General features: G+C 34.7%; 32 protein-coding genes and 2 pseudogenes. 19 read left to right on the forward strand and 15 right to left on the reverse strand.

What is annotated here, in order from left to right; all coding sequences use genetic code 11:
• Positions 1 to 14: 14 nt before the first annotated feature.
• Positions 15 to 794, reverse strand: a complete 780-nt coding sequence (locus DN408_RS02900; protein ID WP_078178716.1) for a PDDEXK family nuclease — start codon at positions 792 to 794, stop codon at positions 15 to 17.
• 189 nt (positions 795 to 983) lie between these two features.
• Between DN408_RS02900 and DN408_RS02905 the strand changes: the two are divergent.
• A pseudogene (locus DN408_RS02905) lies at positions 984 to 1418 on the forward strand (DnaD domain-containing protein); the annotation flags it as partial.
• A complete protein-coding gene (gene dnaB / locus DN408_RS02910) occupies positions 1415 to 2704 on the forward strand; it encodes a replicative DNA helicase (protein ID WP_147739951.1) in 1290 nt (429 codons plus the stop codon). The pseudogene DN408_RS02905 and the gene dnaB, both read left to right, overlap by 4 nt.
• Positions 2705 to 2796: 92 nt before the next feature.
• On the opposite strand, the gene DN408_RS02915 is transcribed toward dnaB, so the two are convergent.
• Positions 2797 to 3582, reverse strand: coding sequence for a TrmB family transcriptional regulator (locus tag DN408_RS02915; RefSeq protein WP_078178717.1), 786 nt, complete (start codon positions 3580 to 3582; stop codon positions 2797 to 2799).
• 110 nt (positions 3583 to 3692) lie between these two features.
• On the opposite strand from DN408_RS02915, the gene DN408_RS02920 reads away from it, so the two are divergent.
• A complete protein-coding gene (locus DN408_RS02920) occupies positions 3693 to 4460 on the forward strand; it encodes a TSUP family transporter (RefSeq protein ID WP_078178718.1) in 768 nt (255 codons plus the stop codon).
• A 231-nt stretch (positions 4461 to 4691) separates the two neighbouring features.
• Here DN408_RS02920 and DN408_RS02925 read toward each other — a convergent pair whose 3' ends face one another.
• Positions 4692 to 5579 carry a DMT family transporter gene (locus DN408_RS02925; protein ID WP_002134700.1) on the reverse strand — a complete coding sequence of 296 codons (888 nt, stop codon included), beginning with the start codon at positions 5577 to 5579 and terminating at the stop codon, positions 4692 to 4694.
• 49 nt (positions 5580 to 5628) lie between these two features.
• On the opposite strand from DN408_RS02925, the gene DN408_RS02930 reads away from it, so the two are divergent.
• Entirely contained in the window at positions 5629 to 6093 is a 465-nt protein-coding gene (locus tag DN408_RS02930; protein ID WP_000470254.1) for a Rossmann-fold NAD(P)-binding domain-containing protein, read from the forward strand.
• Positions 6094 to 6143: 50 nt separating this feature from the next.
• Here DN408_RS02930 and DN408_RS02935 read toward each other — a convergent pair whose 3' ends face one another.
• Positions 6144 to 6719: a TetR/AcrR family transcriptional regulator gene (locus tag DN408_RS02935; RefSeq protein WP_078178719.1), complete on the reverse strand. Its 576-nt coding sequence runs from the start codon at positions 6717 to 6719 to the stop codon at positions 6144 to 6146.
• A 142-nt stretch (positions 6720 to 6861) separates the two neighbouring features.
• Between DN408_RS02935 and DN408_RS02940 the strand changes: the two genes are divergently transcribed.
• Positions 6862 to 8337, forward strand: a complete 1476-nt coding sequence (locus tag DN408_RS02940) for an MDR family MFS transporter (RefSeq protein WP_078178720.1) — start codon at positions 6862 to 6864, stop codon at positions 8335 to 8337.
• Positions 8338 to 8380: 43 nt separating this feature from the next.
• On the opposite strand, the gene DN408_RS02945 is transcribed toward DN408_RS02940, so the two are convergent.
• The 4 genes from DN408_RS02945 to DN408_RS02960 form a co-directional block, all read right to left on the reverse strand.
• Entirely contained in the window at positions 8381 to 8908 is a 528-nt protein-coding gene (locus tag DN408_RS02945) for a permease (RefSeq protein ID WP_016126645.1), read from the reverse strand.
• Positions 8905 to 9387, reverse strand: coding sequence for a hypothetical protein (locus tag DN408_RS02950; protein ID WP_002186553.1), 483 nt, complete (start codon positions 9385 to 9387; stop codon positions 8905 to 8907). The genes DN408_RS02945 and DN408_RS02950 overlap by 4 nt, the downstream gene beginning before the upstream one ends.
• Positions 9380 to 9721 (reverse strand): PadR family transcriptional regulator, encoded by a 342-nt coding sequence (locus DN408_RS02955; RefSeq protein WP_078178721.1) that lies wholly within the window; start codon positions 9719 to 9721, stop codon positions 9380 to 9382. Before DN408_RS02955 ends, DN408_RS02950 begins: the two co-directional genes overlap by 8 nt.
• Positions 9722 to 10020: 299 nt before the next feature.
• A complete protein-coding gene (locus DN408_RS02960; protein WP_000540380.1) occupies positions 10021 to 10167 on the reverse strand; it encodes a YjcZ family sporulation protein in 147 nt (48 codons plus the stop codon).
• Between the two features lie 200 nt (positions 10168 to 10367).
• On the opposite strand from DN408_RS02960, the gene DN408_RS02965 reads away from it, so the two are divergent.
• On the forward strand, positions 10368 to 10604 hold the full coding sequence (locus tag DN408_RS02965) for a hypothetical protein (RefSeq protein ID WP_002140614.1): 237 nt from the start codon (positions 10368 to 10370) through the stop codon (positions 10602 to 10604).
• 127 nt (positions 10605 to 10731) lie between these two features.
• Here the strand turns inward: DN408_RS02965 and DN408_RS02970 are convergent, their stop codons facing one another.
• Complete coding sequence (locus DN408_RS02970; protein ID WP_002169011.1) at positions 10732 to 11280, reverse strand: DUF4352 domain-containing protein; 549 nt, start codon at positions 11278 to 11280, stop codon at positions 10732 to 10734.
• Between the two features lie 516 nt (positions 11281 to 11796).
• Here DN408_RS02970 and licT point away from each other — a divergent pair.
• From licT to DN408_RS03005, 7 genes are all read left to right on the forward strand, one after another.
• Positions 11797 to 12645: a BglG family transcription antiterminator LicT gene (gene licT / locus DN408_RS02975; protein WP_002130869.1), complete on the forward strand. Its 849-nt coding sequence runs from the start codon at positions 11797 to 11799 to the stop codon at positions 12643 to 12645.
• Between the two features lie 143 nt (positions 12646 to 12788).
• A complete protein-coding gene (locus tag DN408_RS02980; protein WP_002125660.1) occupies positions 12789 to 14681 on the forward strand; it encodes a beta-glucoside-specific PTS transporter subunit IIABC in 1893 nt (630 codons plus the stop codon).
• A 95-nt stretch (positions 14682 to 14776) separates the two neighbouring features.
• Entirely contained in the window at positions 14777 to 16216 is a 1440-nt protein-coding gene (locus DN408_RS02985) for a 6-phospho-beta-glucosidase (protein ID WP_002125662.1), read from the forward strand.
• A gap of 416 nt (positions 16217 to 16632) precedes the next feature.
• Positions 16633 to 17193 carry a GNAT family N-acetyltransferase gene (locus DN408_RS02990; RefSeq protein WP_002125663.1) on the forward strand — a complete coding sequence of 187 codons (561 nt, stop codon included), beginning with the start codon at positions 16633 to 16635 and terminating at the stop codon, positions 17191 to 17193.
• 392 nt (positions 17194 to 17585) lie between these two features.
• Positions 17586 to 18044 (forward strand): MarR family winged helix-turn-helix transcriptional regulator, encoded by a 459-nt coding sequence (locus DN408_RS02995; RefSeq protein ID WP_002125665.1) that lies wholly within the window; start codon positions 17586 to 17588, stop codon positions 18042 to 18044.
• Positions 18045 to 18089: 45 nt separating this feature from the next.
• Complete coding sequence (pssA, locus tag DN408_RS03000) at positions 18090 to 18623, forward strand: CDP-diacylglycerol--serine O-phosphatidyltransferase (RefSeq protein WP_002125668.1); 534 nt, start codon at positions 18090 to 18092, stop codon at positions 18621 to 18623.
• A 38-nt stretch (positions 18624 to 18661) separates the two neighbouring features.
• Positions 18662 to 19033 (forward strand): ATP synthase subunit I, encoded by a 372-nt coding sequence (locus tag DN408_RS03005; RefSeq protein ID WP_002125670.1) that lies wholly within the window; start codon positions 18662 to 18664, stop codon positions 19031 to 19033.
• A gap of 260 nt (positions 19034 to 19293) precedes the next feature.
• Here DN408_RS03005 and DN408_RS03010 read toward each other — a convergent pair whose 3' ends face one another.
• A complete protein-coding gene (locus DN408_RS03010; protein ID WP_000505688.1) occupies positions 19294 to 19395 on the reverse strand; it encodes a YjcZ family sporulation protein in 102 nt (33 codons plus the stop codon).
• A 286-nt stretch (positions 19396 to 19681) separates the two neighbouring features.
• On the opposite strand from DN408_RS03010, the gene DN408_RS03015 reads away from it, so the two are divergent.
• Both DN408_RS03015 and DN408_RS03020 read left to right on the forward strand, forming a co-directional pair.
• The gene (locus DN408_RS03015; RefSeq protein ID WP_002158997.1) at positions 19682 to 19882 is read left to right on the forward strand and encodes a hypothetical protein; all 201 of its coding nucleotides are present in this window, start codon (positions 19682 to 19684) and stop codon (positions 19880 to 19882) included.
• A gap of 260 nt (positions 19883 to 20142) precedes the next feature.
• A complete protein-coding gene (locus DN408_RS03020) occupies positions 20143 to 20601 on the forward strand; it encodes a putative iron-sulfur cluster-binding metallochaperone (protein WP_000389113.1) in 459 nt (152 codons plus the stop codon).
• Between the two features lie 119 nt (positions 20602 to 20720).
• On the opposite strand, the gene DN408_RS03025 is transcribed toward DN408_RS03020, so the two are convergent.
• Positions 20721 to 21044, reverse strand: coding sequence for a hypothetical protein (locus DN408_RS03025; protein ID WP_002064068.1), 324 nt, complete (start codon positions 21042 to 21044; stop codon positions 20721 to 20723).
• A 999-nt stretch (positions 21045 to 22043) separates the two neighbouring features.
• Here DN408_RS03025 and DN408_RS03030 point away from each other — a divergent pair.
• On the forward strand, positions 22044 to 22349 hold the full coding sequence (locus tag DN408_RS03030; protein ID WP_002134718.1) for a hypothetical protein: 306 nt from the start codon (positions 22044 to 22046) through the stop codon (positions 22347 to 22349).
• Between the two features lie 61 nt (positions 22350 to 22410).
• On the opposite strand, the gene DN408_RS03035 is transcribed toward DN408_RS03030, so the two are convergent.
• Both DN408_RS03035 and DN408_RS31870 read right to left on the reverse strand, forming a co-directional pair.
• Positions 22411 to 22632 carry a hypothetical protein gene (locus DN408_RS03035; protein ID WP_016093184.1) on the reverse strand — a complete coding sequence of 74 codons (222 nt, stop codon included), beginning with the start codon at positions 22630 to 22632 and terminating at the stop codon, positions 22411 to 22413.
• Positions 22633 to 22644: 12 nt separating this feature from the next.
• On the reverse strand, positions 22645 to 22848 hold the full coding sequence (locus DN408_RS31870) for a hypothetical protein (protein ID WP_078179223.1): 204 nt from the start codon (positions 22846 to 22848) through the stop codon (positions 22645 to 22647).
• Positions 22849 to 23004: 156 nt separating this feature from the next.
• Between DN408_RS31870 and DN408_RS03045 the strand changes: the two are divergent.
• A pseudogene (locus DN408_RS03045) lies at positions 23005 to 23192 on the forward strand (N-acetylmuramoyl-L-alanine amidase C-terminal domain-containing protein); the annotation flags it as partial.
• Positions 23193 to 23270: 78 nt separating this feature from the next.
• Here DN408_RS03045 and DN408_RS31875 read toward each other — a convergent pair.
• Together DN408_RS31875 and DN408_RS03050 are read right to left on the reverse strand one after the other, a co-directional pair.
• Complete coding sequence (locus tag DN408_RS31875) at positions 23271 to 23393, reverse strand: hypothetical protein (RefSeq protein ID WP_003187628.1); 123 nt, start codon at positions 23391 to 23393, stop codon at positions 23271 to 23273.
• 93 nt (positions 23394 to 23486) lie between these two features.
• Entirely contained in the window at positions 23487 to 23828 is a 342-nt protein-coding gene (locus tag DN408_RS03050; protein WP_002125679.1) for a YolD-like family protein, read from the reverse strand.
• A gap of 155 nt (positions 23829 to 23983) precedes the next feature.
• On the opposite strand from DN408_RS03050, the gene DN408_RS03055 reads away from it, so the two are divergent.
• Both DN408_RS03055 and DN408_RS03060 read left to right on the forward strand, forming a co-directional pair.
• Positions 23984 to 24289 carry a barstar family protein gene (locus tag DN408_RS03055; RefSeq protein ID WP_002064072.1) on the forward strand — a complete coding sequence of 102 codons (306 nt, stop codon included), beginning with the start codon at positions 23984 to 23986 and terminating at the stop codon, positions 24287 to 24289.
• Positions 24290 to 24408: 119 nt separating this feature from the next.
• Complete coding sequence (locus DN408_RS03060) at positions 24409 to 24672, forward strand: DUF3937 family protein (RefSeq protein ID WP_002169007.1); 264 nt, start codon at positions 24409 to 24411, stop codon at positions 24670 to 24672.
• Positions 24673 to 24828: the final 156 nt, after the last annotated feature.

The raw sequence follows: 24828 nt of genomic DNA on the forward strand, positions 1-24828 counted from the left end.
AGACAGTGAAACTATCACTGTCTTATTCTTATTTTTTTATCTTGTTGATCGAAAGTATCTTTTAGTACATTGAATTTTTTCTCGACTGCTTTATCCATATTCTCATTCCAGAGAAGTACCTTAATTCGAGATGGTTGATTGTCCAGACTTTCGAATTTTTGACATTGAGTATAATTAAAGCGGATTTTCCCCTTGTTTTTCCCGGCACTAATAACTTTATTTCCATAAACATTTCCTAACTTACCATTCGGCATACATACAAGTGCAATAGTTTGTATGTCTAGATTTTTTTCATTATAGAGAATAATAATAAAGTAAGTTAAGCATATTTTTTTCTCGCCAGTTTTCTTCGTGTAAAAAGATGGTAAATGTCCTTTGTAAGGGCGTGGATCTTTACCTTTAACAATAATGTTTCCTTCGTAGCTGTTTTGATTATCGCCAACGAAAATATTTTTTGTAAAGTCCCCTAAATTCGCTAGGGTAACTGTTTTGATGTCTATATGCACATAAGCATTGTAAGTTTCAAAGAACATATCTGATCCGACTGGTGAGGAATTAGGTTTTCCAAATTGATTAAAAAGCCAGTAAAAAATTCGTTCGGATCCTGTTGCGAAATCTGAAGTTTGATCTCCAAGATATGCTTCCCAGTCCTCTCTAATTTCTTCTTTTGTATTAAATCCACTCAACATTTTATCTTTATCTAAATTTAAGGAATAGAAAATTTGTTCTAAATATTGTTGCTCCCAAAATTCAATTTCTTGAGGTGTTAAATTTTCATTTATGTTGTAATGCATATTGAAACTCCTTATATAAAAAATTTTATTTAACAATATTTTATAATGGAATTGTAGAAATTGGAAAGGGTTTTTATTTCTTTTATATTTAATATTGACAAATTAATTTTTAAATGATGAATACTGTATAATAATTTTGGAAAATTCTGTAAAACATTCATTTTAACTATTGCAAGTGAAATCAGAGCAGCTGTGTATGATGTTGAGCCAGTTTGTGAGGAGACAGAGGCGGAAGAAGAGGTTATAGAGGACGAAACGGGAAGTCGCGTGTTTTCTTTTTATGAGCAACATTTCGGTAGTTTGTCTCCTCATACTGTGGAGGAACTGAGTGCGTGGATGGAAGATTTGTCAGAGGAGCTTGTGCTGAAGGCTCTTCAAATTGCGTTTGAGAATAATAAGCGGACGGTTGCTTATGTGAAGGGGATTTTGAGAGGGTGGCACGGGAAAGGATTTACGAAAGTGTCTGAGGTTGAGGCAGATACGGCTCAGTTTAGGAAGAAGGAGTCGTCTGTTAGTACTGGGGAGACGGAGGAGTTTTTGACGAGGTGCGAGGAGTGGGAGAAGAATGCGCTGTCAGAGGAAGAGTTGCAGCGGTTTTTAGCGGAACGCGGGTGGCGTCCATGAGTATTCAAAATGTGGAGGCGGAAAAGACGGTATTAGGTTCTCTATTAATTGATGGAGAGCTTATTAAGGAGTGCCGTTTGACGGAGCATTATTTTTCTATGCCGGTGCATAAGTCTATATTTCGGTTAATGCGAAAAATTGAAGATGAAGGGCAACCAATTGATCTTGTGACGCTCGTTTCTCGGATGAATCCAAATTTTTTGGAGAATATCGGGGGGATGGAGTATTTTATAGCATTAATAGAGGGTGTGCCTACAACTGCCAACTTCTCTTATTATGAGGGGCTTGTTCGAGGTGCATGGAAAATGTATCAGGCTGGCGTTCTTGGGCGCAAGATGGGAGAGCGTCTTATTGCGGAGAAGAATGAGAAAATTATTGGTGAGACAATTACGGAACTTTGTGAGTTAGAGGAAAAGGACTGTGTATGTGAGTTTGATTTGAAGGATGCGTTAGTTGGTTTGTATGAGGAGCTTCATCAAGATACGAAAGAGAATACTGGTATTGAGACTGGTTATACATCGTTAAATAAGATGACGTGCGGATTGCAGGAAGGTGATTTTGTTGTTCTTGGTGCGCGTCCTTCTATGGGGAAGACTGCGTTTGCGCTAAATGTAGGGCTACATGCGGCGAAGTCTGGAGCGGCAGTTGGGCTGTTTTCATTAGAGATGAGTAGTAAGCAACTGCTAAAAAGGATGGCGTCTTGCGCGGGCGAAGTGTCAGGAGGTAGGCTGAAAAATCCGAAGCATCGTTTTACGATGGAAGACTGGGAAAAGGTGAGTAAGGCGTTTGCGGAGATTGGTGAGTTACCACTTGAGATTTACGATAATGCAGGCGTTACGGTGCAAGATATTTGGATGCAAACTCGTAAGTTAAAGAGGAAGCACGGTGATAAAAAGCTTTTAGTCATTGTAGATTATTTGCAGCTCATTACGGGCGATCCGAAGCATAAGGGCAATCGATTTCAAGAGATTAGTGAAATTTCGCGTAAGCTTAAGTTATTAGCACGTGATTTAAATGTTTGTGTAGTGGCGTTGTCGCAATTGTCTCGTTCCGTAGAGTCACGTCAAGATAAGCGTCCGCTTTTATCAGATTTAAGAGAGACAGGACAGATTGAGCAAGACGCGGATGTCATTATGCTTATGTATCGCGAAGATTATTACGATAAGGAAACGATGCAGAAAGAGATGACGGAGATTCATGTGGCAAAGCATCGGAATGGGCCTGTGGGTAGTTTTAAGCTGAGATTTTTGAAGGAGTTTGGGCGGTTTGTGGAGGGGAATAGTTAAAAGACTGGAGTATCACTTTGTAAATAAAATAAAGCATAAGTTTTCTATTTAATTAACTTATGCTTTATTTTTCGATTCTTTGAATATGTTTCTTATTTTTCCATAAAGAAGGATTTTCTCTCTGTAGTAATCCATTGCTCCAAATCGTCTTGGCTACGTCGGACAAGTCGATTTACTAAAACATCATGCCATACGTAATCCTCTAGTAAGTATATATGAATGGGGTCATCTGTATAAAAAGCAATATTACGCTCTTCAATTGATGGTCCATAAATCATCTCTTTAGAATCTATCGATAAAATAAACCAATGTTCTGTAGACAGGGTTTCTGTATAAGGTGTTATACGATGGGCTTCTAGATTTTTAATGGGATTTTCAACATGCAGGGTAATACCTTGTACTGTAACTTTATCAGCTACCTCAGATAGTTCCTCTTTTAACGCTTCATACATCTCATCCCACATTGAAATGACAATACGTTTTTGGGCTTTTTTTATTAATGCCTGACAGTAGCTAATTATTGTTTTATTGTCTTTTAAAGTAATCACTCGATTATCCGTTTTTTCCTCGAAAGTTTCCAGTTTTTTTAATGAATCACTGATTACTTCATAAGTAGACTGCCATTCTGATTGCGCCTTTTGTAAAAAGATTTCAACAGGTAGAGGTGAATAGCGAGTGGTGTCATTTATTTCTTCCTTCATGACAATTCCTTTTTCTACAAGGTTACCCAAAATCTCATAAATTCGCGCTCTTGGGATACCCGAATCCTTACTCACTTGGTAGGCTGTGACAGGCCCCTGTTTAACAAGAGATACATAAGATTTAGCTTCATATTCATTAAAACCAATTTTTTTAAGCTGTTGCACTATGTAGTCCACTTTTTTCGTCCTCCGATGTTTGCTTTTATATTTCAACGTTACAATAACTGTTTACATTTAGCAAATTATTAGTTACTATTCTGATAGTGACTAAAGGGGAGGTTAATAGTATGGATTTTTATTTAGACCCATCAGTATTAATTATTTTGATTGCTTTTGGATTTTTAGCTGCATTTATTGATTCAGTTGTAGGTGGTGGAGGACTCATTGCCTTACCCGCTTTATTATTTACAGGACTGAATCCAGCAAGTGCAGTAGCTACGAATAAACTAGCGTCGACAATGGGGTGTGCAACTAGTAATATTGTGTTTTATCGTTCTGGTAATCTTGATTTGAAATCGGCGTTTAAATTAGTTCCACTCACTTTCATAGGTTCCATAATAGGGGCATGGACCGTTCATTTAATGAACCCAGAAGTACTGAAGCCATTGATGCTGATCATGCTTGGTGCGGTTGCCATTTATACGATATTCAAAAAGGATTGGGGTAGTATTTCCACTCATAAAAAATTGTCTGGTCGACACGTCATTATCTTTACTTTTTTTGTTTTTGCTATTGGTTTTTATGATGGATTTCTAGGTCCTGGCACAGGTTCGTTTTTAATGTTTGCTCTTTTATTTATTGGGTATGATTTTTTAAAAGCAGCAGGTAATGCGAAGCTTCTTAATTTAGGAAGTAATGTTGGTGCATTGTTGATATTTATGTATGTAGGGCAAGTAAACTATGCGTATGGTTTTATAATGGGGATTGCTCAAATTGCTGGAGGGATTGTTGGCTCCAAATTTGCTATAAAAAAAGGAAGCGGGTATGTTCGTGCTCTTTTCATTACAGTAACTTGTTTATTGTTAGCGAAAAATCTGTATGACTATATTCAGTAAGTAATTTGGAACATCTTCACTTCAAAGAACGTAGAAAAGGTCAAATATGAAGGCTACATAAAATATAAGAAGATACTAGGGGTAAATTTCTTTTAACATTTTTTAGATGCTACCTTATTCGAAGATAGCATCTAAAAAAGTCTCATTTAAAAGAAAATCTAAGTGAAGAGAATGAAAATAATATAAACTCATATTTTTTCTGGGGTATGTTTATTGATCATAGTGAAATGTTTACTCTATATTCTTCTTATAATTAGGCCTCAACAAACTCTTAAAGTCCACCTCAGCAATCAACACACTCAATAATATAAGCGTCGCCCCTAAATAGCCTTTCCCTGTAAGTGTTTCACCTGTGAAAACAAAGGCAAATCCTGCTGAAAAGACAGGTTCTAATGAAAAGATAAGTCCCGTATGTGTGGGCGTCGTGTATTGCTGGGCGATCACTTGCACGATGAATGCGACTGCGGTACAAAATATGCTTAAGGCTAATATGATTAGCCATGAGTTGATCGTGCTAGGCAGTTTTGGGGTTTCCATCACTAATGAAAAAATAAGACTAAATAGGCCGACGAAACCGAGTTGTATGACCCCGAGCGCAATCGAGTTCACATGTTTTGTTACGTTTCCAGTAATGATGACATGAATGGCATAAAATAAAGCAGACAATATGCAAAATATATCGCCGTTACCGATCTTGAATTCACTAGTTAATGTTAATAAGCCAATTCCTATTATCGTTAACACAATTCCTAATATAACTTTCTTTTCAGGAATGTGTTTTAAAAATATAGCTGATAATATCGGAATGAAAATGACTGTGAGACATAGTAAGAAACCAGCATTAGAGACACTTGTATACTTTGTACCGAAAGTCGCGAAAATATAGACGATAAATAAAACGGAAGCTAGTATAAAAGCATATTTTACAGTTTTAAAATCGACTTTGAATAAATGTTTGTAAAATATTAAACCTGATAAAAGAAAGGCAATAATAAATCGTAATGCGATTAAATTATATTCTTCTATGCCATCAAGTCCAAGCTTTGTAAGTAGGATGGATGCACCCCAAAAAAATGTAACTAGTAGTAGCATTAAATCAGCTTTTAATTGAATTTTCATTTCTATTCCCTCGTTATGTATAATTTATGATTCCATACCCCTATCCCCATTGTTTATTTTAATATTAATTCTGAATATTTGGAACGAAAATTTATCGACGTTTTATTCTATAGTTACGTACGAATTAACGTTATCTACCGCAAAAACATTAGCGAAGTTAAATCCAAACATGACATTCATTTACGTATCCGGTAGCGGAACAGATAGTACAGAATCAGGACGTACGATGTGGGCGAGAGTGAAGGAGAGAACGGAAAATGAGTTATTACGTTTACCTTTCAAATCTGCGTATATGTTTAGACTAAGATTAATCATTCCGGCAAATGGTGTGAAATCAAAAACGAAATTGTACCAATTAATGTATGATGTGATGAAGCCCTTTAATCCTCTGTTGAAGCGATTCGGCAGTGTGATAACTTCTGAGCAGTTGGGAAGAGCTATGGTGCGAGTTGGGAAAGATGGATATTCTCGTTCAATTATAGAAAGTTCGGATTTGAAGAAAATCGGTAAGTAATAGTATGTAAAAAACGCCTATTTCATATAGGCGTTTTTTTGATGGTGAAGTTATTCTTCTTCAAACTGAAAAATATTCCGGTTAATAAGTTGGTGGAGATACCTATCCATTTCAGCAGCAGAAACGCTTCTTTCATTTTTAAACCACCATGCACTTAATGAGGTGATTGCCCCTGAATAAAATTCAATGATTAAATCATTTGGCATCGTATGGTTTTTGCAAAGTTGATTTAACGCTTCTATTTCTTGTTTTCTCGTTTCGTGACTTAAATACTGTGTACGGCTAATAAATTGTTCATCAGACATTTGCGTCTCTAATATTTTACCGATTTCTTCATGGTGTAGAAATTGTTCCATTACTTGAAATGGTTTACTTAATCGATCTGAAATCGGTATTTCAGCAATCATCTTGCTGTAGCGTTTAAATCCAAATGCTAATAAAGCATCTTTATCTTCAAAGTGTTTATAAAAAGTTGTTCGGTGTACCATTGCACGATCACAAATTTGGTTAATCGTGATAGAACTATATTTTTGTTTTGATTGCGTCATTAATTCAAATAAGGAATCCCACAATAATTTATGTGTACGTCTAATACGTAAATCAAGCTGTTTTTCATTATCGTTCATCTACAATTCTCCTTTTTTGTAGATTAAATATACAATGGCTTTAAATTGATTCTCCCTTTTTAATCTACATATGTATATTATATTACATGTGTTCCGGTGTATTTAAAGATTTTCAAGTAAAAAACAGGAGGAGAATCAATACATGAATATAACAACTAAGAGCCCTGCAAGTGGCAAAGTTGATACTTCTAATATGAAACATACCCCGATTTTAATTGCATTACTTTTAGGGGCAATGGTTGCATTATTAAACGAAACATTACTTGGTAATGCGTTAACTGTATTAATGAAAGAATTCGACGTAACAGCTTCAACGATTCAATGGCTTTCTACAGCATACATGTTAGTAGTTGGTGTTTTAGTCCCGATTACAGCGTTACTTCAGCAATGGCTCACAACGAGACAAATGTTTTTGATCGCTATGGTAACGTTTTTAGTCGGTACATTAATTGCGGGATTTGCACCGACATTTTCTGTTTTATTAGTCGGCCGTATCGTCCAAGCTGTAGCGACGGGGTTAATTTCACCGTTATTAATGAATACGATTTTACTTATTTGTCCACCTGAAAAACGTGGTGCCACAATGGGATTAATCGCACTTGTAATGATGGCAGCTCCAGCAATTGGTCCTACATTATCTGGAGTAATTGTGGATTCATTAAATTGGCGCTGGTTATTCTATATTGTTATTCCTATCGTGATCATTTCAATTATGATTGGGATGAAATACATTCAAAATGTTTCAGAGTTAACAAGGCCAAAAGTAGATTATCCATCTATCCTTTTATCGACATTAGGATTTGGCGGGCTTGTGTATAGCTTTAGTGCATCAGGTGATTTAGGATGGTCCGATCCGAAAGTGTATGGCGCCTTAATTGTTGGGCTTATATCACTATGTATTTTTGTCGTTCGACAATTAAAAATTGAGAATCCAATTTTAGAATTACGTGCATTTAAGGTTCCGATGTTTACAATATCAGTTGGATTAATCGTCATTGTGATGATGTCGTTATTTTCAACGATGACACTATTACCGATGTTCCTGCAAACAGTTTTACTCGTTACAGCATTTAAATCAGGACTAATAATGCTTCCAGGAAGTATTATTAGCGCTATAATGGGACCAATCGCAGGTAAACTGTTTGATAAATTTAGCCCGAAAGTTGTTATCGTTCCCGGTATTGTGTTAGTAGGTATTGCAATGTTCTTATTTAAAGGCATTACTCCTGATACATCAATGGTACAAATTATTGTCATGCATAGCGTATTAATGGTCGGACTCATGTTTGTCATGACAGCACAAACATATGGATTAAATCAATTAACACCAGATTTATATCCGCACGGAACAGCACTGTTTAATACGTTACAGCAAGTAGCTGGCGCAATTGGTACGGCTATCTTTATTTCGAAAATGTCTTCAGGAACAACTAAGTATATGGAAAGCTCAGCAAATCCAATGGATCCAGTAGAGAAGTTAAACGGTTTAACATCTGGATTCCAAGGCGCATTTACACTAGGGTTAATCTTTATCGTTATTGCTTTTATCGTATCGTTGTTCTTAAAAGAAGAGAAAAAGGAAGTAAAGGCAGCGAGGGTTTTACAGAACGAAAATTAAGGTTCATATTAAAAAGACATCTTTACAAGATAAAGATGTCTTTTTACATTTCTTTCGTAATATCATACTGCAACAACTGCCGTTGATCATAAAACTTCTCAAAAACGATGCCCATTACGTAGAAGAACAACAGACCGAAGCAAATGTGAACGAGCGTAAAGGTAGCTCCGAATGAAGAAAATTCATACACCATAATCGGTAATTTCGCAGTTGTCCAAACACCTAAGAAAAATACGATGTACCTAATGCTGGCGCCTTTTTTTAATAGTAGTGCTGCAATCGGAAAGGCAACATAGAGGGGACCAGCTGCAATTCCGCCTAATAATAGAGAGAATAATATTCCATATATGCCGGACTTTTCTCCCATATATTTCATTAGCGTTTCTTTCTTCACCCACTGATCAAGTAACCCTACAAATATTAGGACAGGGGGGAGTAGAAACAACATATCTAAAATGCTATTCCCTGTTAATTGTAATGCGCTCCATCCTAAAGATTGGTTTATAAAAGTTAGAATGATAAGTCCAATCAGCAAAATGAAAAAGAAGCGATATCTTTTTAGTTCTTTCATACCATCACCACCCAAATGATATAGGAGAATAGGAGTGACATGAGTAATGCAGATGCATTACGAGCGTAAGCAAAGCTTCGTCCGAATATCTTTTGTTCCATCGGCAAGGTTGTAATTCCTACTGACATTAGTGTAGACATGAGTGCCGCAACTTGAGGAAGGCCTGCGCCGTGCTGTACTAACGTATTACCAAGAGGAAAGACGACAAAGCTTGGGATAAGTGCCACAGATCCGAGTAGTGCTGAATAAATAATACCTAAAAATCCAGACTGTTCTCCAATGATGGAAGAGATGAAGGACGGCGTTAAGATAGAAAGTGATAGTCCAACGAAAAGCATAATGGAGAGCATGGCAGGGAGAAGGTTTTGAAATATTTTCCATGATTTTAATAGGGCAAATTTCGTTTTATTCCGATCCTTCATAAAAGAAATCCCCGTAAGAATAATGGCCAAAGTGTAAAGGATAGCGCCATTAATCATGATTAGATTCCTTTAAGTCTTTATATTTGTCTAAGAAAAATGATAAGTTTTTCATTTTTTCCTCAATATCCATTTGAAAATCCGCTAATTGTTCTTTTCCGGTCTTAGTAATTTTGTACATCTTTCTCGGCTTATCTGGAACGGATGTACTTACATAAGATTCAATAGCGCCTTCGTTTTCTAATTTCTTCAGCGTGCGGTAAAGGATGGCACTATCAATTGGATTGACCGGAAGTTCTTCTTCACATTTCTGAAGTAGCTGTCCGCCATAGTTATCACCTTCTGCTAAAAATAACAAAAGAAATGCACCTGTATGTCTTCCTGTATGTTTCATGAATATACCTCCTAGAATGAATTGGAATATATACTGTTAATGACAGTATACTGTTGTTAACAGTATATGGTGCATGAAGTGCTATGTCAATTTAAAAATGTTACTGAGGGGAAATGGTAATTCATGTTTTAATCTTGTTAAATAACAAAATAAAAGCCTACTGTTTTCTTGTGACAGTGGCTTTCATAGTTGGTAAACTACTATATTACGCTTAGGGAATCTCGCCTTTTGATAGTAACACATATATGTTAGCCCTATATTGAGAAATAAAAAAAAGACACTCTCAAGAGTGCCTCTTATTAGCAGCCGAATCCGCCGCCCCAACAGCTAGCTCCAACGATGATTAATAAGATAAAGAGCACAACAAGTAAGGCGAATCCACCGCCAAAACCACAGCCTCCACCACAACTACCACCATAGCCTCCACAACTACCACCATAGCCCATATTAACTCCTCCTTCCATAAAGTCCATATATTAATGGATTTATATCACTTTATGTTTTTACGGATAAACTTGAGCAGGTCCTTTTGAAAAAATAAAAGTACTCGGTATTTTAAAAGAGTTGACGAACTTATTTTTGTCACGAGTATTCCGCTTATTACATATGGTATTTTATTCTGTGCATTGGGGGAAAGGAGATCGTTATGGCTAATTCTGAGATGATATTACGTTTACTTACGGATTTAAAGATTGAGCAGCAAGCTTTAAAAGAACAGCTGGAGAAAATGCAAACAGCTTTGAGTATTCTTGAAGAAAAACCAACTATTCCTGAAGAGAAATCAACTACTCTTCAAGAGAAACCAGTTGTTACAAAGCAACGTGGACATTCTGGGTTTCCAACATCTTTTCGTGATTGGAGAGCATCTTCTCAAAAGAACTAAGGAATCCTATTATAGTGAGTTATACAAAATCACAAATGAAAAAGTACAGTCTACTGTAGTTAATACAGAGGCTGTACTTTTTGTTATGTTAGTATAAGTTGTGATAGGCGGTTTGTATTTTCTTTGACTATTCCACCTTTAACTCGATCCCTTCATCCAGCATATCTCCATTAATTTTCAAAGTTAATCCTTGCGTATTTTTCGGAACATCGAATACAATGTTCCCTTCCGAATTTTCATTAGGATTAAGAACACCAAATTTAAATGTAGCAGTATTTGCAGCTTTAAGTACTAATTGAGATTCATTAGAAATGTGATATTCTCTTCCGGTTCCGTCAATTAATTTAAAGTTATTGTTATTTAGTGTAATGGGTTCCTCTTGACGATTATAAACTGCGACGTCTAATACTTTAAATACACCTTGTGCTTTAACTTCTCCATTACCTATAACATCTAATGAATCGGCAGAGTGTATTGATATGTATACATCAGAAGAATCTCCATGGGTGGGAAGTTCTTTTTGAGGATCCTTGTTGCTAAGTTCATCATTCTTTGTTTCTTTAGAAGTCTCCTGTTCGTTTTTCGTGTTACTGCTAGATGTATCATGTGAACTGCAAGCTGATAATCCAAATAAGAATGAGCTACATAATAATGATGTTAATAACTTTTTGTTCATAGTTTGTTCCTCCAAAATAAAAGTACTTTCATGGGTGCCATAATGATTTAATAAATCTATATTTTTCTTTATTTGTATTAAATGTTACATTTTATTATATTGGTTTTGGGATAAAAAGGAAACTTGATGCAAATAAACAAGACACTTTGCAGTGTCTTGTTTATTTAAGTTATGCGCATTACTTAATAAGACGCTAGTTTCTCATCCTGAACATGAGTAACTATGTAGGGTGTTTTAATTATAACATTTTAACCAGTAATGGGTCTATATGGAATTTAATGAGGAATTGAAAAATGATTAGGCATGTTTTCCTTTGTAAAAAAAATTTCAATAATTTATTATTGCAAACGCTTACCCCTTGTGTATAATAAAGGTAAGTTAATAATTACAAGGATTGTTACTGTTCGGCAGGCAAAACCTAAATTGATCCAAGGAGGCTACATATGTAGTTTTTTGGAATCAGTTTAGGTTTTTTTATTACCTTTTGTGATTTTAAGAAAAAGAAGGCGGAACAATATGAGAATCCATAAAATCTTAAATAACAATGTTATTTGTACGATGAAGGATAATGAGACAGAAGTTGTACTTATGGGCAGAGGTTTGGGGTTTCAGAAAAAAGTAGGCGATACAATTGATGAATCTAAAATAGAAAAAACCTTTGTTTTAGAAACAAAAGAATTATCAGAGAAACTTGCTAGATTGTTAACTGAAATTCCTGTGCAGAATTTAGAAATTACAGAGAGAATTATTCAGTTTGCTAAGACAGTTTTGCCAGGGGCTTTAAGTGATTATATTTATCTTACATTAACGGATCACTTAAGTTTCGCCTTAACGCGGCATAAAGAAGGAATGGATCTCAAAAATACTTTGCTTTGGGAGATTAAGAGGTTTTATCAGAAAGAGTTTGAAATTGGTCTACAAGCTTTGAATATGATTGAAGAAGAGACTGGGTTTAGACTTTCTGAAGATGAAGCAGGGTCAATTGCACTACATTTCGTTAATGCGCAGCAAGGAGAGCCGGCGATGCAGCAAACGGTGGCGATGACGAAAATCGTCCAAGATATTTTAAATATTGTAAAGTACCACTATAAGATGAACTTAGATGAAAATTCATTTAATTATAGTCGGTTTGTAACACATTTACGATATTTTGCCCAGCGTTTAATGCAGAAGGAATTGAATTCGGCCGAAGATGATTTTTTATATGAGCAAGTGAGAAGTAAGTATCATGAAGCATATAGTTGTACAGAAAAAATAGAAGCATACTTACGAAAAGCACATAATAGTCATCTTTCAAAAGATGAAAAAGTGTATGTAACGTTGCACATTCATCGTGTAACGAAGCGTAATGAACTATGTAATTGAATAGACGGGATTGTTACTGTTTGGCAGGCAAAACCTAAATTGACTTCTAATTGAGTGATTCGTATGTATCACGTTATTAGAGTTAGTTTAGGTTTTTTCTTTTATAAATGATAAATGGGATGATTGTAAGGAGGGGAACTACTATGAAGTATGAACAATTGGCAAAAGACATACTGAAAAATGTTGGCGGGAGAGAAAATATAAATAGCGTTGTACATTGTATAACTCGTTTACGGTTTCAGTTAAAAGATGAAGGTAAAGCGAATACGGAAATACTGAAGAGTATGGAAGATGTTGTAACTGTTATGAAAAGCGGTGGACAATATCAAGTTGTTATTGGTAACCATGTATCCGACGTGTATAAAGCGGTTATTGCTGCTGGAGGGTTTCAAGAAACAGAGGAAGAAAATGCGGGTGAGAAGAAAAAGAGTAGTCTTATAGATATTCTTTCTAGCATTTTCACTCCTATTTTAGGAGTACTAGCTGCAACAGGGATGATTAAAGGATTTAATGCACTATTTGTAGCGTTAGGTTGGTTAAGTACGCAGTCAGGAACGTATCAAATATTAAACGGGGTTGGGGATTCGTTATTTTATTTCTTCCCAATCTTCCTAGGATATACAGCAAGTAAGAAATTTGGAGGATCGCCTTTCATTGGTATGGCAATTGGGGGAGCTTTAGTTTATCCAGCTTTATCAGGTTTAAAAGCAAGTGAGCCATTATATACGCTATTTGCTGGAACGATGTTTGAATCACCAATTCATATTACGTTTTTAGGAATACCAGTTATTTTAATGAATTATGCGTCATCTGTTATTCCAATTATTCTCGCTACTTATTTTGGATCGAAAGTAGAAAAGTCTTTAAAGAAAGTCATTCCGGATGTTGTGAAAACATTTTTAGTACCATTTTTCACATTACTTATCGTTGTACCAGTTACATTTCTTGTGATTGGCCCGATTGCGACGTGGGCAGGTCAATTTTTAGGACAGGCTACACTTTGGGTTTATAATTTAAGTCCATTAGTAGCAGGGATAGTACTTGGTGCTTTCTGGCAAGTGCTCGTTATTTTCGGACTTCATTGGGGAATTGTCCCGATTGGCTATAATAATTTAGCAGTGCATGGTATTGATCCTATATTAGCGCTTATATTCGCTACTTCATTTGCTCAAATTGGGGCTGTTCTTGGAGTTTGGATGAAAACGAAAGACCAGAAAATAAAAACGCTCAGTATTCCAGCTTTTATTTCAGGTATTTTCGGAGTTACAGAGCCGGCGATTTATGGTATTACACTTCCTCTTAAAAAGCCGTTTATTATGAGCTGTATTGCGGGAGGAATTGGCGGCGGAATACTTGGCGTATTCGGTACGCAAGCTTATATGACAGGTGGTCTTGGGATATTTGCGCTTCCAACATTTATTAGTCCGAAAGAAGGTATCACAGCTGGATTTTGGGGCGCAATTATTGCGATGGTTGTTTCCTTAATATTAGGTTTTATTCTTACTTACTTATTTGGTTTTACTAAAAAGCAAACATCTACAAAAACAGTTGAAACAATTGGTAAAATTGCTGCATCAAACGATGATGAAATAATCTTTAGTCCTTTTCATGGTGTAGTTAAGCCACTCCAACATATTGATGATGCTGCATTTGCATCAGGTGCGTTAGGTGAAGGGGTTGCAATTGAGCCTTCAGAAGGAAAGTTATTTTCACCAGTTTCAGGTACGATTTCTGCACTTTTCCCAACAAATCATGCAGTAGGAATTACGGCGGATTCAGGTGCTGAAATTTTAATCCATATTGGTATGGATACTGTGAAATTAAATGGCGAATTTTTCTCTTCTCATATTGAACAAGGAGTAAGAGTAGAAAAAGGGCAATTACTTATTGAATTTAATATAGCTGAAATTCAAAAGGCGGGTTATATTGTGACAACACCAGTTGTTGTTACAAATTATGATAAATATAGCATTAAAAAAACTGAAGTAGAAAAGATTCAAGCAGGAGATTCTTTACTAGAGTTAGCAGTTAAATAGTAGTTACATTTCATACAGGTTCAAACGAAGAAAGGTATTCTTTAAAACTTGCAATGCCTTTCCTCGTTAATTCTTATATAAAGGAGTTTTTCTATATGTCTAAAGTTATTTTTCCTAAAGGATTTTTATGGGGTGGAGCAATCGCAGCCAATCAAGCGGAAGGCGCATATTTAGAAGACGGGAAAGGGTTAACGACGGTGGATCTATTACCAACTGGTGAAAACCGTTGGGACATTATGAAAGGAAACATTCATTCATTTACACCGGTAGAAGGGGAGTTTTATCCATCACATGAAGCAATTGATTTTTATCATCGTTATAAAGAAGATATTGCGCTGTTTGCAGAAATGGGATTTAAAGCGTTACGCGTATCTATTGCATGGACACGTATTTTCCCAAATGGTGATGATGAAAAGCCAAATGAAGCAGGATTAAAGTTTTATGATAATTTATTTGATGAACTGTTGAAGTATGGCATTGAACCAGTCGTTACGATGGCTCACTTTGATGTTCCTGTTCATTTAGTAGAAACGTATGGAAGCTGGAGAAGTAGAAAGCTTGTCAATTTCTTTGAGACGTATGCAAAAACGATTTTTAATAGATATAAAGATAAAGTGAAATATTGGATGACATTTAATGAAATTAATATGCTTTTGCATTTACCTTTCATGGGAGCAGGGCTAGCATTTAAAGAAGGTGAGAACAAAAAACAAATTCAATATCAAGCAGCGCATCACCAACTTGTCGCAAGTGCTTTAGCTGTGAAAGCGTGTCATGAAATTATTCCAGATGCGAAGATTGGTTGTATGCTTGCTGCAGGTGCGACGTATCCATATACATGTAATCCAGATGATGTTCTACGCGCGATGGAGCAAGACCGTGAATCATTCTTCTTCATTGATGTACAAGCAAGAGGAGAATATCCTGGATATGCGAAACGATTCTTTAAAGATAATAGTTTAACGATTGAAATGGAAAAAGAAGATGAGTCCATTTTGAAAGAGTATACCGTTGATTATATTGGCTTTAGCTACTATTCAAGCCGAGTAACAAGTACGGATCCCGAAGTGTTAAAAAGTATAACGAGCGGAAATGTATTTGGTTCTGTTGAAAACCCATATCTTGAAAAATCAGAGTGGGGATGGACAATCGATCCGACAGGCTTCCGTATTACAGCGAACCAGCTTTACGATCGTTACCAAAAACCTTTATTTGTCGTTGAAAATGGTCTTGGTGCAATTGATCAATTAAATGGTGAAGACGAAGTGAATGATGAATACCGTATTGATTACTTGCAAAAACATATGACGGAAATGTCAGAAGCAATCCAAGACGGGGTAGATATTATCGGATATACAAGCTGGGGACCGATTGATCTTGTAAGTGCCTCTACTGGAGAAATGAAAAAACGTTACGGATATGTATACGTTGATAAAGATAATGAAGGAAAAGGTTCATTAAAAAGATTGAAAAAGAACAGTTTCAATTGGTATAAAGAAGTAATTGAGACGAATGGTGAGAGTTTGGAGTCTTAAGTATAATGTGATATGAACATAAGTTTGCCGAAACGGCAAGCTTATGTTTTTTGGTTGCGGCAAACTTATGCTTCTAGGATTTGAAGAATATTTTTAATGCCGCTTTTAAATAAAGTCACGGTGTTTATAAAAAAGACGTGATGTTTTGTCCTTTTGAATCTGTTTATCTAAAGAGATGTTTTTATAGTGAAAAGAAGGTCTGGACTGAAAGGCGGATTAAGGAACTGTTGAGTAGCAATAAAGTTACTCCACTAAAGGGCCATATAATGGAATGGATTCTTGTCAAAATTGAAAATATTTGAAATAATTGTTATTAGGTTGAAGGAGATCGATTGCAGAAAAAGGTGATACGACTTTCTCTTACTTAAGAATTCTGGAATAGTTAAAAAATCCGATTAATTATATTCCGAAAGGGTGTGTGTAATATATTATCAACTAACGTTTTTACTTATAAATCTAAAGATGGAAAAACAGTAACAATTAGAGAAGCTAAAGAACAGGATGCAGAAAGAATGCTAGATTCTGCTTCAAAAGCTTTAATAAACGCTCCATACATGCTAAGTACGGTTGAGGATGTAAAAAAGACGAGTGTTGATGCTATTCAAAAAACGTTAAAAGCTTATTATGAAAATCCAAATTATGTAAAGTTTATTGCTGAAGTTGATGGTAAGTTAGTCGGTGCAATCGATTTTAAGAACGGAAACAAAGAAAAAATTAGTCATCAAGGGGCTTTTGCGATGACCATACTACCTGAATATCGAAATTATGGTATTGGAAGAGCTCTTCTAGAAACGCTAATCAATTGGGCTAAAAATAACAGTAAGATTGAAAAAATTTCTCTTGAGGTAATGGAGGATAATTTAGGGGCAATCCAGTTATATAAGAATCTAGGCTTTTTTGAAGAGGGTAGAAAAGTAAAGGGTGTAAAATTGGATGGCGACTATCAAGATTTAATATTAATGGCTTTATTTGTTTGAAATTGAACCTTATTCAACAATAGGGCGAGATTGTTGGGCAAACACAGGTAGAAAAAGGAGTAAACTTTTAAAAAAAATTATTCACAAACAATAAATAACCCCAAGCATTTTAATCAAACTTTATTACAAACCAACAGCATTCACGGCAAGCTTATGGGTTAATAACTAATCCACGGCAAAGATATGCTTTCTTTAGTGGCAACTTTGTGGGTAAAGTCACATGTAAAAAGAAGACATCAATTAAGATGTCTTCTTTTTTGTAAGATGGTAAGTGAAGGATGGAGCGATATTTCCCTTTACACGAACATAAAGGTATAATATAGTTTAGTTAAGTTAACTAAACTATATTCCGAAACGAAATAAAATAACAGCATGACTGGAGGAAGAATGCTATGACTAGATCGTATAAAGAAGTAATTAATGAAATGAATCGAGCCTACAATGACTTCTACATTTTACTATTTCAGGAGTTAAAGGATGAGTTCGGTCTTACAGGGCAGCAAGAGAGCATGCTATTTTATATCAATTTAAATGAAAACACGACAGCAAATAACATTGCGAGTACTTTTAATATATCGAAAAGTGCTGTGAGCCAAGTTTTATCGAAATTGGAAAAACAGAAGATGATTTCGAAACAAGTAAACCCTAATAATAAACGGGAGTATTTCCTTACACTTGGTCCAAACGGTAGTAAGTATATAGAGCGGTTGTCTGAGTTAGATGACGTATTAATTGAGAAATACTTTTCTAAAATCGATATAAATGCTTTAGAGCAAATGACTGATACGTTAATGAAAATAAATAAAGTTATATTGGAAGAAAAACAGAAGGCTATTGATTCTAATGAGTAAGAAAGTCTACATGAAGGGATTAGTAGAAAGGAGGAAAATCCTGTTATGAGTTACATACCAAATATGATCACGATAGCAAATTTTGTATGTGGGCTTTTGGCTATTTATGCTGTTTTCGTTCACGATATGTATTTGGGAGCAGTTTTTATTATTACAGGAATGTTATTTGATTTTTTTGATGGCATGGTCGCTCGGAAACTTGATGCTGTTTCGGAAATAGGTGGAGAGTTAGACTCATTTGCGGATTTAGTTACTTTTGGTGTAGCACCGTCTATTCTTGCATATAGTGTCGCTTTAAAAGATTTGCAGTCCATCGGGATGTTATGTGCGCTTGCTTACAGTGTTTGTGGCATGCTTCGACTTGCGAGATTTAACACGCAACAAAGCAAACTTCCGACATTTATCGGAATGCCCATTCCATTTGCGGCAATGTGTCTTCTCATTTTATGCTTTTTGAATAATCCAGTTTCCGTGGCGTTTGGCACATGCATACTCGCTTATTTAATGGTGAGTAAAATAAAATTCCCTCATTTTAAAAAAGATATATCGGAAAGCTTGAAGTCCGAAAGATGGGATTGATGATACGGAAATATAATGAGAAAGATAAGGAGCGTAACATGATTCGTATGGCACTAAGATCATTTAACATACAAATATATTGTTTGCTAGGCGTGATGTTATTGGGCTGGTTTATGACACCTTTCTCAGCCCATTTTGTAGGGATAAGCATTGGCCTTCTAGTTAGTATGTACTGCGTATGGATTTTAGGGAGGCGTATTGAAAAGTTCGGAGATAGCATTGTAAAAAAAGAAAAAGCACCGATGCTTGGAATGATGAATCGATTTGCAGCCGCGATACTCGGTGCGATTATTATGTATGAAATTGAACACCATGATTTCATGTGGACATTTGCTGCTGGAATTATGGGTGGGTATTTCTTAATTATTATTAATTTAGGATATTACAGCATGAAAGATGCGAAGAAATAAAGTGAAACTTTAATCAACACACACTAATCGGCTTTTTTAACTATATAAGTTTTGAACTTAAGGAATTAAAGTTAGTTGAGCAGCTTTGTGTAGCGGAAGGATTATTTGTATTTCACACTAAAGACCGAAAGTGATAAAGTGTTGTGTAAATAACTAATCTGGATGACTTGAATGTATAAACCTAAAAACTTTCCTTTATGGAGAGCTTTTTTATTATAGAGAAAAGACACCCATATAAGAGTGTCTTTTCCGATAGTTTTTTAGCAGAAGCAAGAAGCTCCAACAATGATCAATAAAATAAACAATACAACTAGTAAAGCAAAGCCGCCGCCACAACTACTACAACTACCACCAAATCCCATAATAGTTCCTCCTTTAATAAGAGGGGAAAACAAGGGGTCACTCATGTATTTTAACGGATTCAATTTACTTTATGTTTTTTACGCAATAATTGAGCAGGTCCTTTTGAAAATAAAGAAAAGACACCCTAAGGTGCCTTTCTCCGACTTGAACCATCTTAATTTTAATAATATTGGTCATTGAGAAAAAAGAAAAAGCCCTATATAGAGGTATCACCACACGACTAGCCAGCACTCACACCTAAAAACAGGATGGAATGATAAAATGCAAGTTTAAGGAGGGGGAAGAATGAAAAATGTACATAGATGGTTAAATTATTTTGGTTTTATATGTGTGTGCATGTCTAGCTTCGGTTTTGTTTCTCGTTGGATTTTTCGTGATGTGATTGCACTCGATCAATTACTTGTTTTGAGTATAGGAATTATTATTTTAATAACAGCATTTTTTGTAAAACGTTGTAGTAAAGAGTTACGAGGTGATAAAGGTTAATCGCCCTAAATGTAGTTTTAGAATTTCGCAATCGGAGTATATTGCTGAAAAAGGCTTATTGAATAATGACAGTTTATTTTAAGAAAGTAAATCGATAATATAGTAAATAATACTTTCCTTGACCCTGTACTATGGCACAGGGTTTATACTTTATATGAGGTGAGACAGATGCAATATCTTATTATCGAAACTTTAATAGATTCAGAAAAGAAAGTAGAAGAATATTTATAAAAATAATAAATTGTAAAGGTGGGAGAATAATGGAAGATTGTTGTAGTAACCTTAAAGGAATAAAAATTGAAAATAATGGTCATTGTCCATCATGTAAAAATAAAGCTAAGAATGTAAAGTTGATTACACTAAAATCATTGCTTAAACCATCGGCATTAGAAACATTAAATGCTAAAGAAAATCACTATTTTTGTTCAAACGAAGATTGTGATGTAGTCTATTTTGATACGAATAATAAAAAATACTTTGTATCGGACATAAAGGTAGCTGTAAATCAAAAAGATGACTCAGCAACTACACCAATTTGCTATTGTTTTGATTGGACAAAAGAAAAAATCAAACAATATGTAGAAAATGGACTTACTCCTAATCCAGTAGAGCATATTCGCGAAAACATAAGAGAAAATCGATGTGGTTGTGAAGTAAACAATCCACAAGGTAGTTGTTGTTTAGGCAATGTTACAACTTATATTAGAAAAATGTCATAAGGAACTTAAATGTTGCTTTTTTTCACCAAAATACTTTGGGGTATTTCAAGATCTCAAGTCGATGGGCATGTGGCGTTGCCTCATGCTCACCAAGCTAGTTAGTGTATGTTAAGTAAACCTTATGGATTTGTATATCTCATCCATCCACTTTCAGATTGTTTCGCTTTATACTTCCCATAAGACAGAAGCTTCATTGCCGAGCGATTGGCCGCATGAAAAACCAAGTTTAGCTTCAATTCTTCCTCCATTTCACTGGGATAGGTGGTAGATTCATAAACATAATAACCCGCCATGATACAGGGGATTACTTGCTCCGGTTCAAATCCATAAGCAGTTGCATCATCCACAACCAAATCAATGATGCATCGGTTTCCATCTTTAACTTTTTTCTGGAGTAATTTTTTTACCGATCCTGGTACTAATTCTAATATTTTATCCTTCATGTCAGTCACCTCATCTTTTATAATGTCCAGATAGCCTGGGGATATGTGTCAAACAGAATGAAGTTCCAACCGTAATTACACTGGTTTAACAAGATCTTAAGGACTATATCACCCTAAAAGAGACAATGGCTTTAAATAAAAGAAACCCCGATTGTCTGCGGGGCTCCTAAGGGTAATCGTCAAGTAATGACGTATTCGACTAATTAACGATATCATGAATTTTTTGGTAAAAATAATGGTAAATGTGTCCGAATTAATGAGGGCATCATTTGGAACAAAAACGCTATTTTAATTTCAAACAAAAGAACAGTCAGCAAAAGCTAACTGCTCGGTTCTCCAAGGGGGAACAAGGAGAAAGTAACTTAATCGGTTGTCTACAGTATTGACGGAATATTGAATTTTATTCAGGGGACTATGTTATATGATTGATAAAAAATTCCTTTATTAGCAGTAAAACTCCGAGGAGAGACAAGACTTCAATTGAGAACCAAAACATGCTTTTTTGAGGTTTTTTAAACTCCATTATTATGGAAGAAAATAAAAAGGTTGCAATCATCATGATAATTAAGAGACGGATTATATCAGACATTAATAGCACTCCTAATATTTAATCAGTTTCATTATATAGTTATTTCCAATGAGATGGAATTTAAGAATTGTTTTATTGAAATTCGAACAAAAAAGGTCCTGTTGTCTCCAACAGAACCTTTTCTAAAATGGCAAAGAGTAACTCTTACCTTACTCTTCTGCTATATAATACACAAAACACGTATAGATTTGTAGAACAAGAAATTCCAATATAATTATTTGAATAAAGTGTTTAAAAGTATCTTGTCGGGGTTTAATATAAGGAATTAAATTACAAACGTTGATTTATCAATGGATATTAATGATGAACTAGAAAGTGATAGTTAATAAAGAAATATTACAATGATAAAATATGAAATATTGCATATTCAATTGAAATAGAAATTTACAAGTAGAAAGCGAGGAATAACAATGGGGCTAGGAAACCATAGAACCGAAAATAGTTTGAGTGTAAATGACAGGTGTTCCGGGTTCTACTATTTATGCGAAGAATGTCATTGGGAATTCCATAGACACTTCGAAACAGTTAAATCACACGAGTATGTTACGGAGGCACCTAAATATACAGAATTGATAGGATTATGGGAAGTATTGAATGATCCATTATCTATGAAAGAGTTCAAGGAACTTGTTTATAAAGGATTGGATTTAAAAAGAAATGTACAAAAATTATTTAATGAAGAAGAAATAGAAGCAAACAACAAACAATTAAAGTAGCGAATTCGATGCTTTTTTATTTTACATAGAAAAAAGGAAACCGCAAAGGATCCTTTTTATATTAAGCTGCTTTATAATTTTTATTTTTAATCCTATTTCTAGTATCCATAAATGCGGCGAATGTCGCTATAGCACCACCTAAATCATAAATTTGGAATTTGTGGACAAAAGCAAGTCCTACAATGAAATTGTAGCTGTATATAAAGCATGTAATACCGAACAGCCATAACATGAACTTTAAATCTTTTAAGCTCAATCTATAATTCTTAATTTTTTTCCACATATGTATCAACTCCTATTGTTCTGAGGTTCTATAGTTTTTCTTGCAGATCTCTCGCATGTCTACGATAAAGAATAGAAAGAAGATAACAGCTGCGATGCCATTAACCCAGTAATACGTATGTCCCATCGTGAATCCATCATAGAAGGAATAGGCATTCCAAATTATAAGGATTATTGAGCAGATAGTAGAGATCATTAATGAGCCAAAACTTCTCATGCTTTTCACCTCGATTCAAAGTTTTAGAACTTTTCATACAATTATACATTTAAATAAAAAGATTTATAAAAGGAATTACCATAAGGAGGGGGTATGACTATACGCTCTAACGGGACAAACTGTTGGGAATTGTGAAGGAAACGGCGGTTCTAATGTGGATATCAATACGTTAAGTCAGGTGGATTCGATACTAACTCCTTAGATGAAGCTATTCAAGCTATGGCAGAACGAGGAATAAAAGGTAGCATTAATGTTGATTCACTTTCTGGACTATGTGTTATATCCAAACCGATGTCCTACCTAATACAGAGTTAGATAAGATTACTTGGTGGGTGGATACTTGATCAGGTGGTAAATGGTGGTATGAATATATCAAAGTTAGATAATAGTTGAAGCCGTCCTTAATCGGGCGTTTTCAACTATTATCTAAATGCTTCTTTAGTTTTCTCTATTGTGTTCTGTTCCTCTTTTGTATTTGTAAATTCGATAACCATAACAGACAGTCCAAAACCTAAACAAACAGCCTTTATCTTGCTAATTCTCACAAGAACTTACACTTTTTCTCTATCTGTATTTAACCTAGAATACAAGATTCTTTCATTTTTATTCCTGGATATATTTGAAAAACTGTATGTTTTTTATCTCAAATCAATTACATCTATAAATTTAAGGAAAACTCTGTTATAAGATGCATCAGTGCAAGTTATTAAATTCTTTATCGGATTTATGTCAGTTACAGTCACATATCTAGTAAGTAAATGACCATCTCTATAATAAGTAATCAATACCTTCTCTTCAGAAAGAAATGAACATAGTAACTTGTTTTCAATAATTTCTTGTTTGTCTTGGGCTAATTTAGGGCGCTCCACTTTTGTTTGTTTTTTAACAATATTACCAATACCGATGAATTTCTTCGGTATTGAAGCGAATGGAGTCCGCTTAATCATTCCTATTTCTTTTGGCATATGTGTATAGTTCATGTTGTACATCTCCCTGATTGCTATAAATAACTGTATCATTATATCAATTTTTGAAGATGTTAGGATTATTTATATAATTATAAAATCAACATTTAGAGGTTTTTGACTCCTTATAAAATCAACCCAATTTAACTAAGTATGATTTATATATATAATTGAGTAATGAACATGAATCAATTATTGTCATAGATGTAAGCAACATTTATAATGCAAAAGAATTGCATTTACTTCTTAAAGAGAAGCTTGAGTTTCCTGATTTGTACGTGGAAAACTGGGATGCTTTTTGGGATTGTATTACAGGATTTGTGTGTCCTTTGCCAAACAAAATGATCTTCGACGGATGGTCAAAGTTTGAAAAAAGGTTACCGAGAGATACAAAAATAATGAAAGAGTGTCTTCTTGATTATAATGAAGAGGATAGAAAGGATCCTGAATGGAAAAGCGAATTCTTATTTAATTGAATACCGTAAATATGATATAAAAATATGCAAATATACATATTGTATTTATTTGGGTTTTTGTATGTTAAAATAAAATATAAGGATGTAAGTATATAACAAACCAAAAGTAGGAATATCCAATGAATTTTGAGAGGTGTTACATGTTTAAAAATAAGAAATTAATTCGATTTTGTCTAACATTATTTGTATGTTTATCTGTAATTAATTTTACAATCAGTTATTTTCAAACATATCTTGAAACAGCAGCAGATATTAAATGGGTAATACCAGAAATTTGGAAAACTATTTTGATAGATGCTCCTGAAAGCATACTTGTTATTTTAGGTGCAATAGCTTTATATGATTTCACAAAAGAGACATCGCCAAAAGACGCATCAATCTAAATGCGTCTTTTTTATTAAAATTTATATTTTAAAGAGTTACCTAGAAGAGAACAATCTATTAATTAACAAAAAAGAAAAGACACCCTAAGGTGCCTTTCTCCGACTTGAACCATCTTAATTTTAATAATATTGGACTCCCGTCCGAATATTATTTTA

Origin of the sequence: Bacillus sp. AR13-1 (assembly GCF_008042285.1) — a bacterium.
In the GTDB taxonomy this organism is placed as follows: domain Bacteria; phylum Bacillota; class Bacilli; order Bacillales; family Bacillaceae_G; genus Bacillus_A; species Bacillus_A mycoides.

Excerpts from the sequence above, each read along its gene's own strand:
- DN408_RS02900 (WP_078178716.1), bottom strand. The coding sequence starts at position 794 with ATGCATTACAACATAAATGAAAATTTAACACCTCAAGAAATTGAATTT.
- dnaB (WP_147739951.1), top strand. The coding sequence starts at position 1,415 with ATGAGTATTCAAAATGTGGAGGCGGAAAAGACGGTATTAGGTTCTCTA.
- DN408_RS02920 (WP_078178718.1), top strand. The coding sequence starts at position 3,693 with ATGGATTTTTATTTAGACCCATCAGTATTAATTATTTTGATTGCTTTT.
- DN408_RS02925 (WP_002134700.1), bottom strand. The coding sequence starts at position 5,579 with ATGAAAATTCAATTAAAAGCTGATTTAATGCTACTACTAGTTACATTT.
- DN408_RS02935 (WP_078178719.1), bottom strand. The coding sequence starts at position 6,719 with ATGAACGATAATGAAAAACAGCTTGATTTACGTATTAGACGTACACAT.
- DN408_RS02940 (WP_078178720.1), top strand. The coding sequence starts at position 6,862 with ATGAATATAACAACTAAGAGCCCTGCAAGTGGCAAAGTTGATACTTCT.
- DN408_RS02945 (WP_016126645.1), bottom strand. The coding sequence starts at position 8,908 with ATGAAAGAACTAAAAAGATATCGCTTCTTTTTCATTTTGCTGATTGGA.
- DN408_RS02950 (WP_002186553.1), bottom strand. The coding sequence starts at position 9,387 with ATGATTAATGGCGCTATCCTTTACACTTTGGCCATTATTCTTACGGGG.
- DN408_RS02955 (WP_078178721.1), bottom strand. The coding sequence starts at position 9,721 with ATGAAACATACAGGAAGACATACAGGTGCATTTCTTTTGTTATTTTTA.
- DN408_RS02960 (WP_000540380.1), bottom strand. The coding sequence starts at position 10,167 with ATGGGCTATGGTGGTAGTTGTGGAGGCTATGGTGGTAGTTGTGGTGGA.
- DN408_RS02965 (WP_002140614.1), top strand. The coding sequence starts at position 10,368 with ATGGCTAATTCTGAGATGATATTACGTTTACTTACGGATTTAAAGATT.
- DN408_RS02970 (WP_002169011.1), bottom strand. The coding sequence starts at position 11,280 with ATGAACAAAAAGTTATTAACATCATTATTATGTAGCTCATTCTTATTT.
- licT (WP_002130869.1), top strand. The coding sequence starts at position 11,797 with ATGAGAATCCATAAAATCTTAAATAACAATGTTATTTGTACGATGAAG.
- DN408_RS02980 (WP_002125660.1), top strand. The coding sequence starts at position 12,789 with ATGAAGTATGAACAATTGGCAAAAGACATACTGAAAAATGTTGGCGGG.
- DN408_RS02985 (WP_002125662.1), top strand. The coding sequence starts at position 14,777 with ATGTCTAAAGTTATTTTTCCTAAAGGATTTTTATGGGGTGGAGCAATC.
- DN408_RS02995 (WP_002125665.1), top strand. The coding sequence starts at position 17,586 with ATGACTAGATCGTATAAAGAAGTAATTAATGAAATGAATCGAGCCTAC.
- pssA (WP_002125668.1), top strand. The coding sequence starts at position 18,090 with ATGAGTTACATACCAAATATGATCACGATAGCAAATTTTGTATGTGGG.
- DN408_RS03005 (WP_002125670.1), top strand. The coding sequence starts at position 18,662 with ATGATTCGTATGGCACTAAGATCATTTAACATACAAATATATTGTTTG.
- DN408_RS03010 (WP_000505688.1), bottom strand. The coding sequence starts at position 19,395 with ATGGGATTTGGTGGTAGTTGTAGTAGTTGTGGCGGCGGCTTTGCTTTA.
- DN408_RS03015 (WP_002158997.1), top strand. The coding sequence starts at position 19,682 with ATGAAAAATGTACATAGATGGTTAAATTATTTTGGTTTTATATGTGTG.
- DN408_RS03020 (WP_000389113.1), top strand. The coding sequence starts at position 20,143 with ATGGAAGATTGTTGTAGTAACCTTAAAGGAATAAAAATTGAAAATAAT.
- DN408_RS03025 (WP_002064068.1), bottom strand. The coding sequence starts at position 21,044 with ATGAAGGATAAAATATTAGAATTAGTACCAGGATCGGTAAAAAAATTA.
- DN408_RS03030 (WP_002134718.1), top strand. The coding sequence starts at position 22,044 with ATGGGGCTAGGAAACCATAGAACCGAAAATAGTTTGAGTGTAAATGAC.
- DN408_RS03035 (WP_016093184.1), bottom strand. The coding sequence starts at position 22,632 with ATGTGGAAAAAAATTAAGAATTATAGATTGAGCTTAAAAGATTTAAAG.
- DN408_RS31870 (WP_078179223.1), bottom strand. The coding sequence starts at position 22,848 with ATGAGAAGTTTTGGCTCATTAATGATCTCTACTATCTGCTCAATAATC.
- DN408_RS03050 (WP_002125679.1), bottom strand. The coding sequence starts at position 23,828 with ATGAACTATACACATATGCCAAAAGAAATAGGAATGATTAAGCGGACT.
- DN408_RS03060 (WP_002169007.1), top strand. The coding sequence starts at position 24,409 with ATGAATTTTGAGAGGTGTTACATGTTTAAAAATAAGAAATTAATTCGA.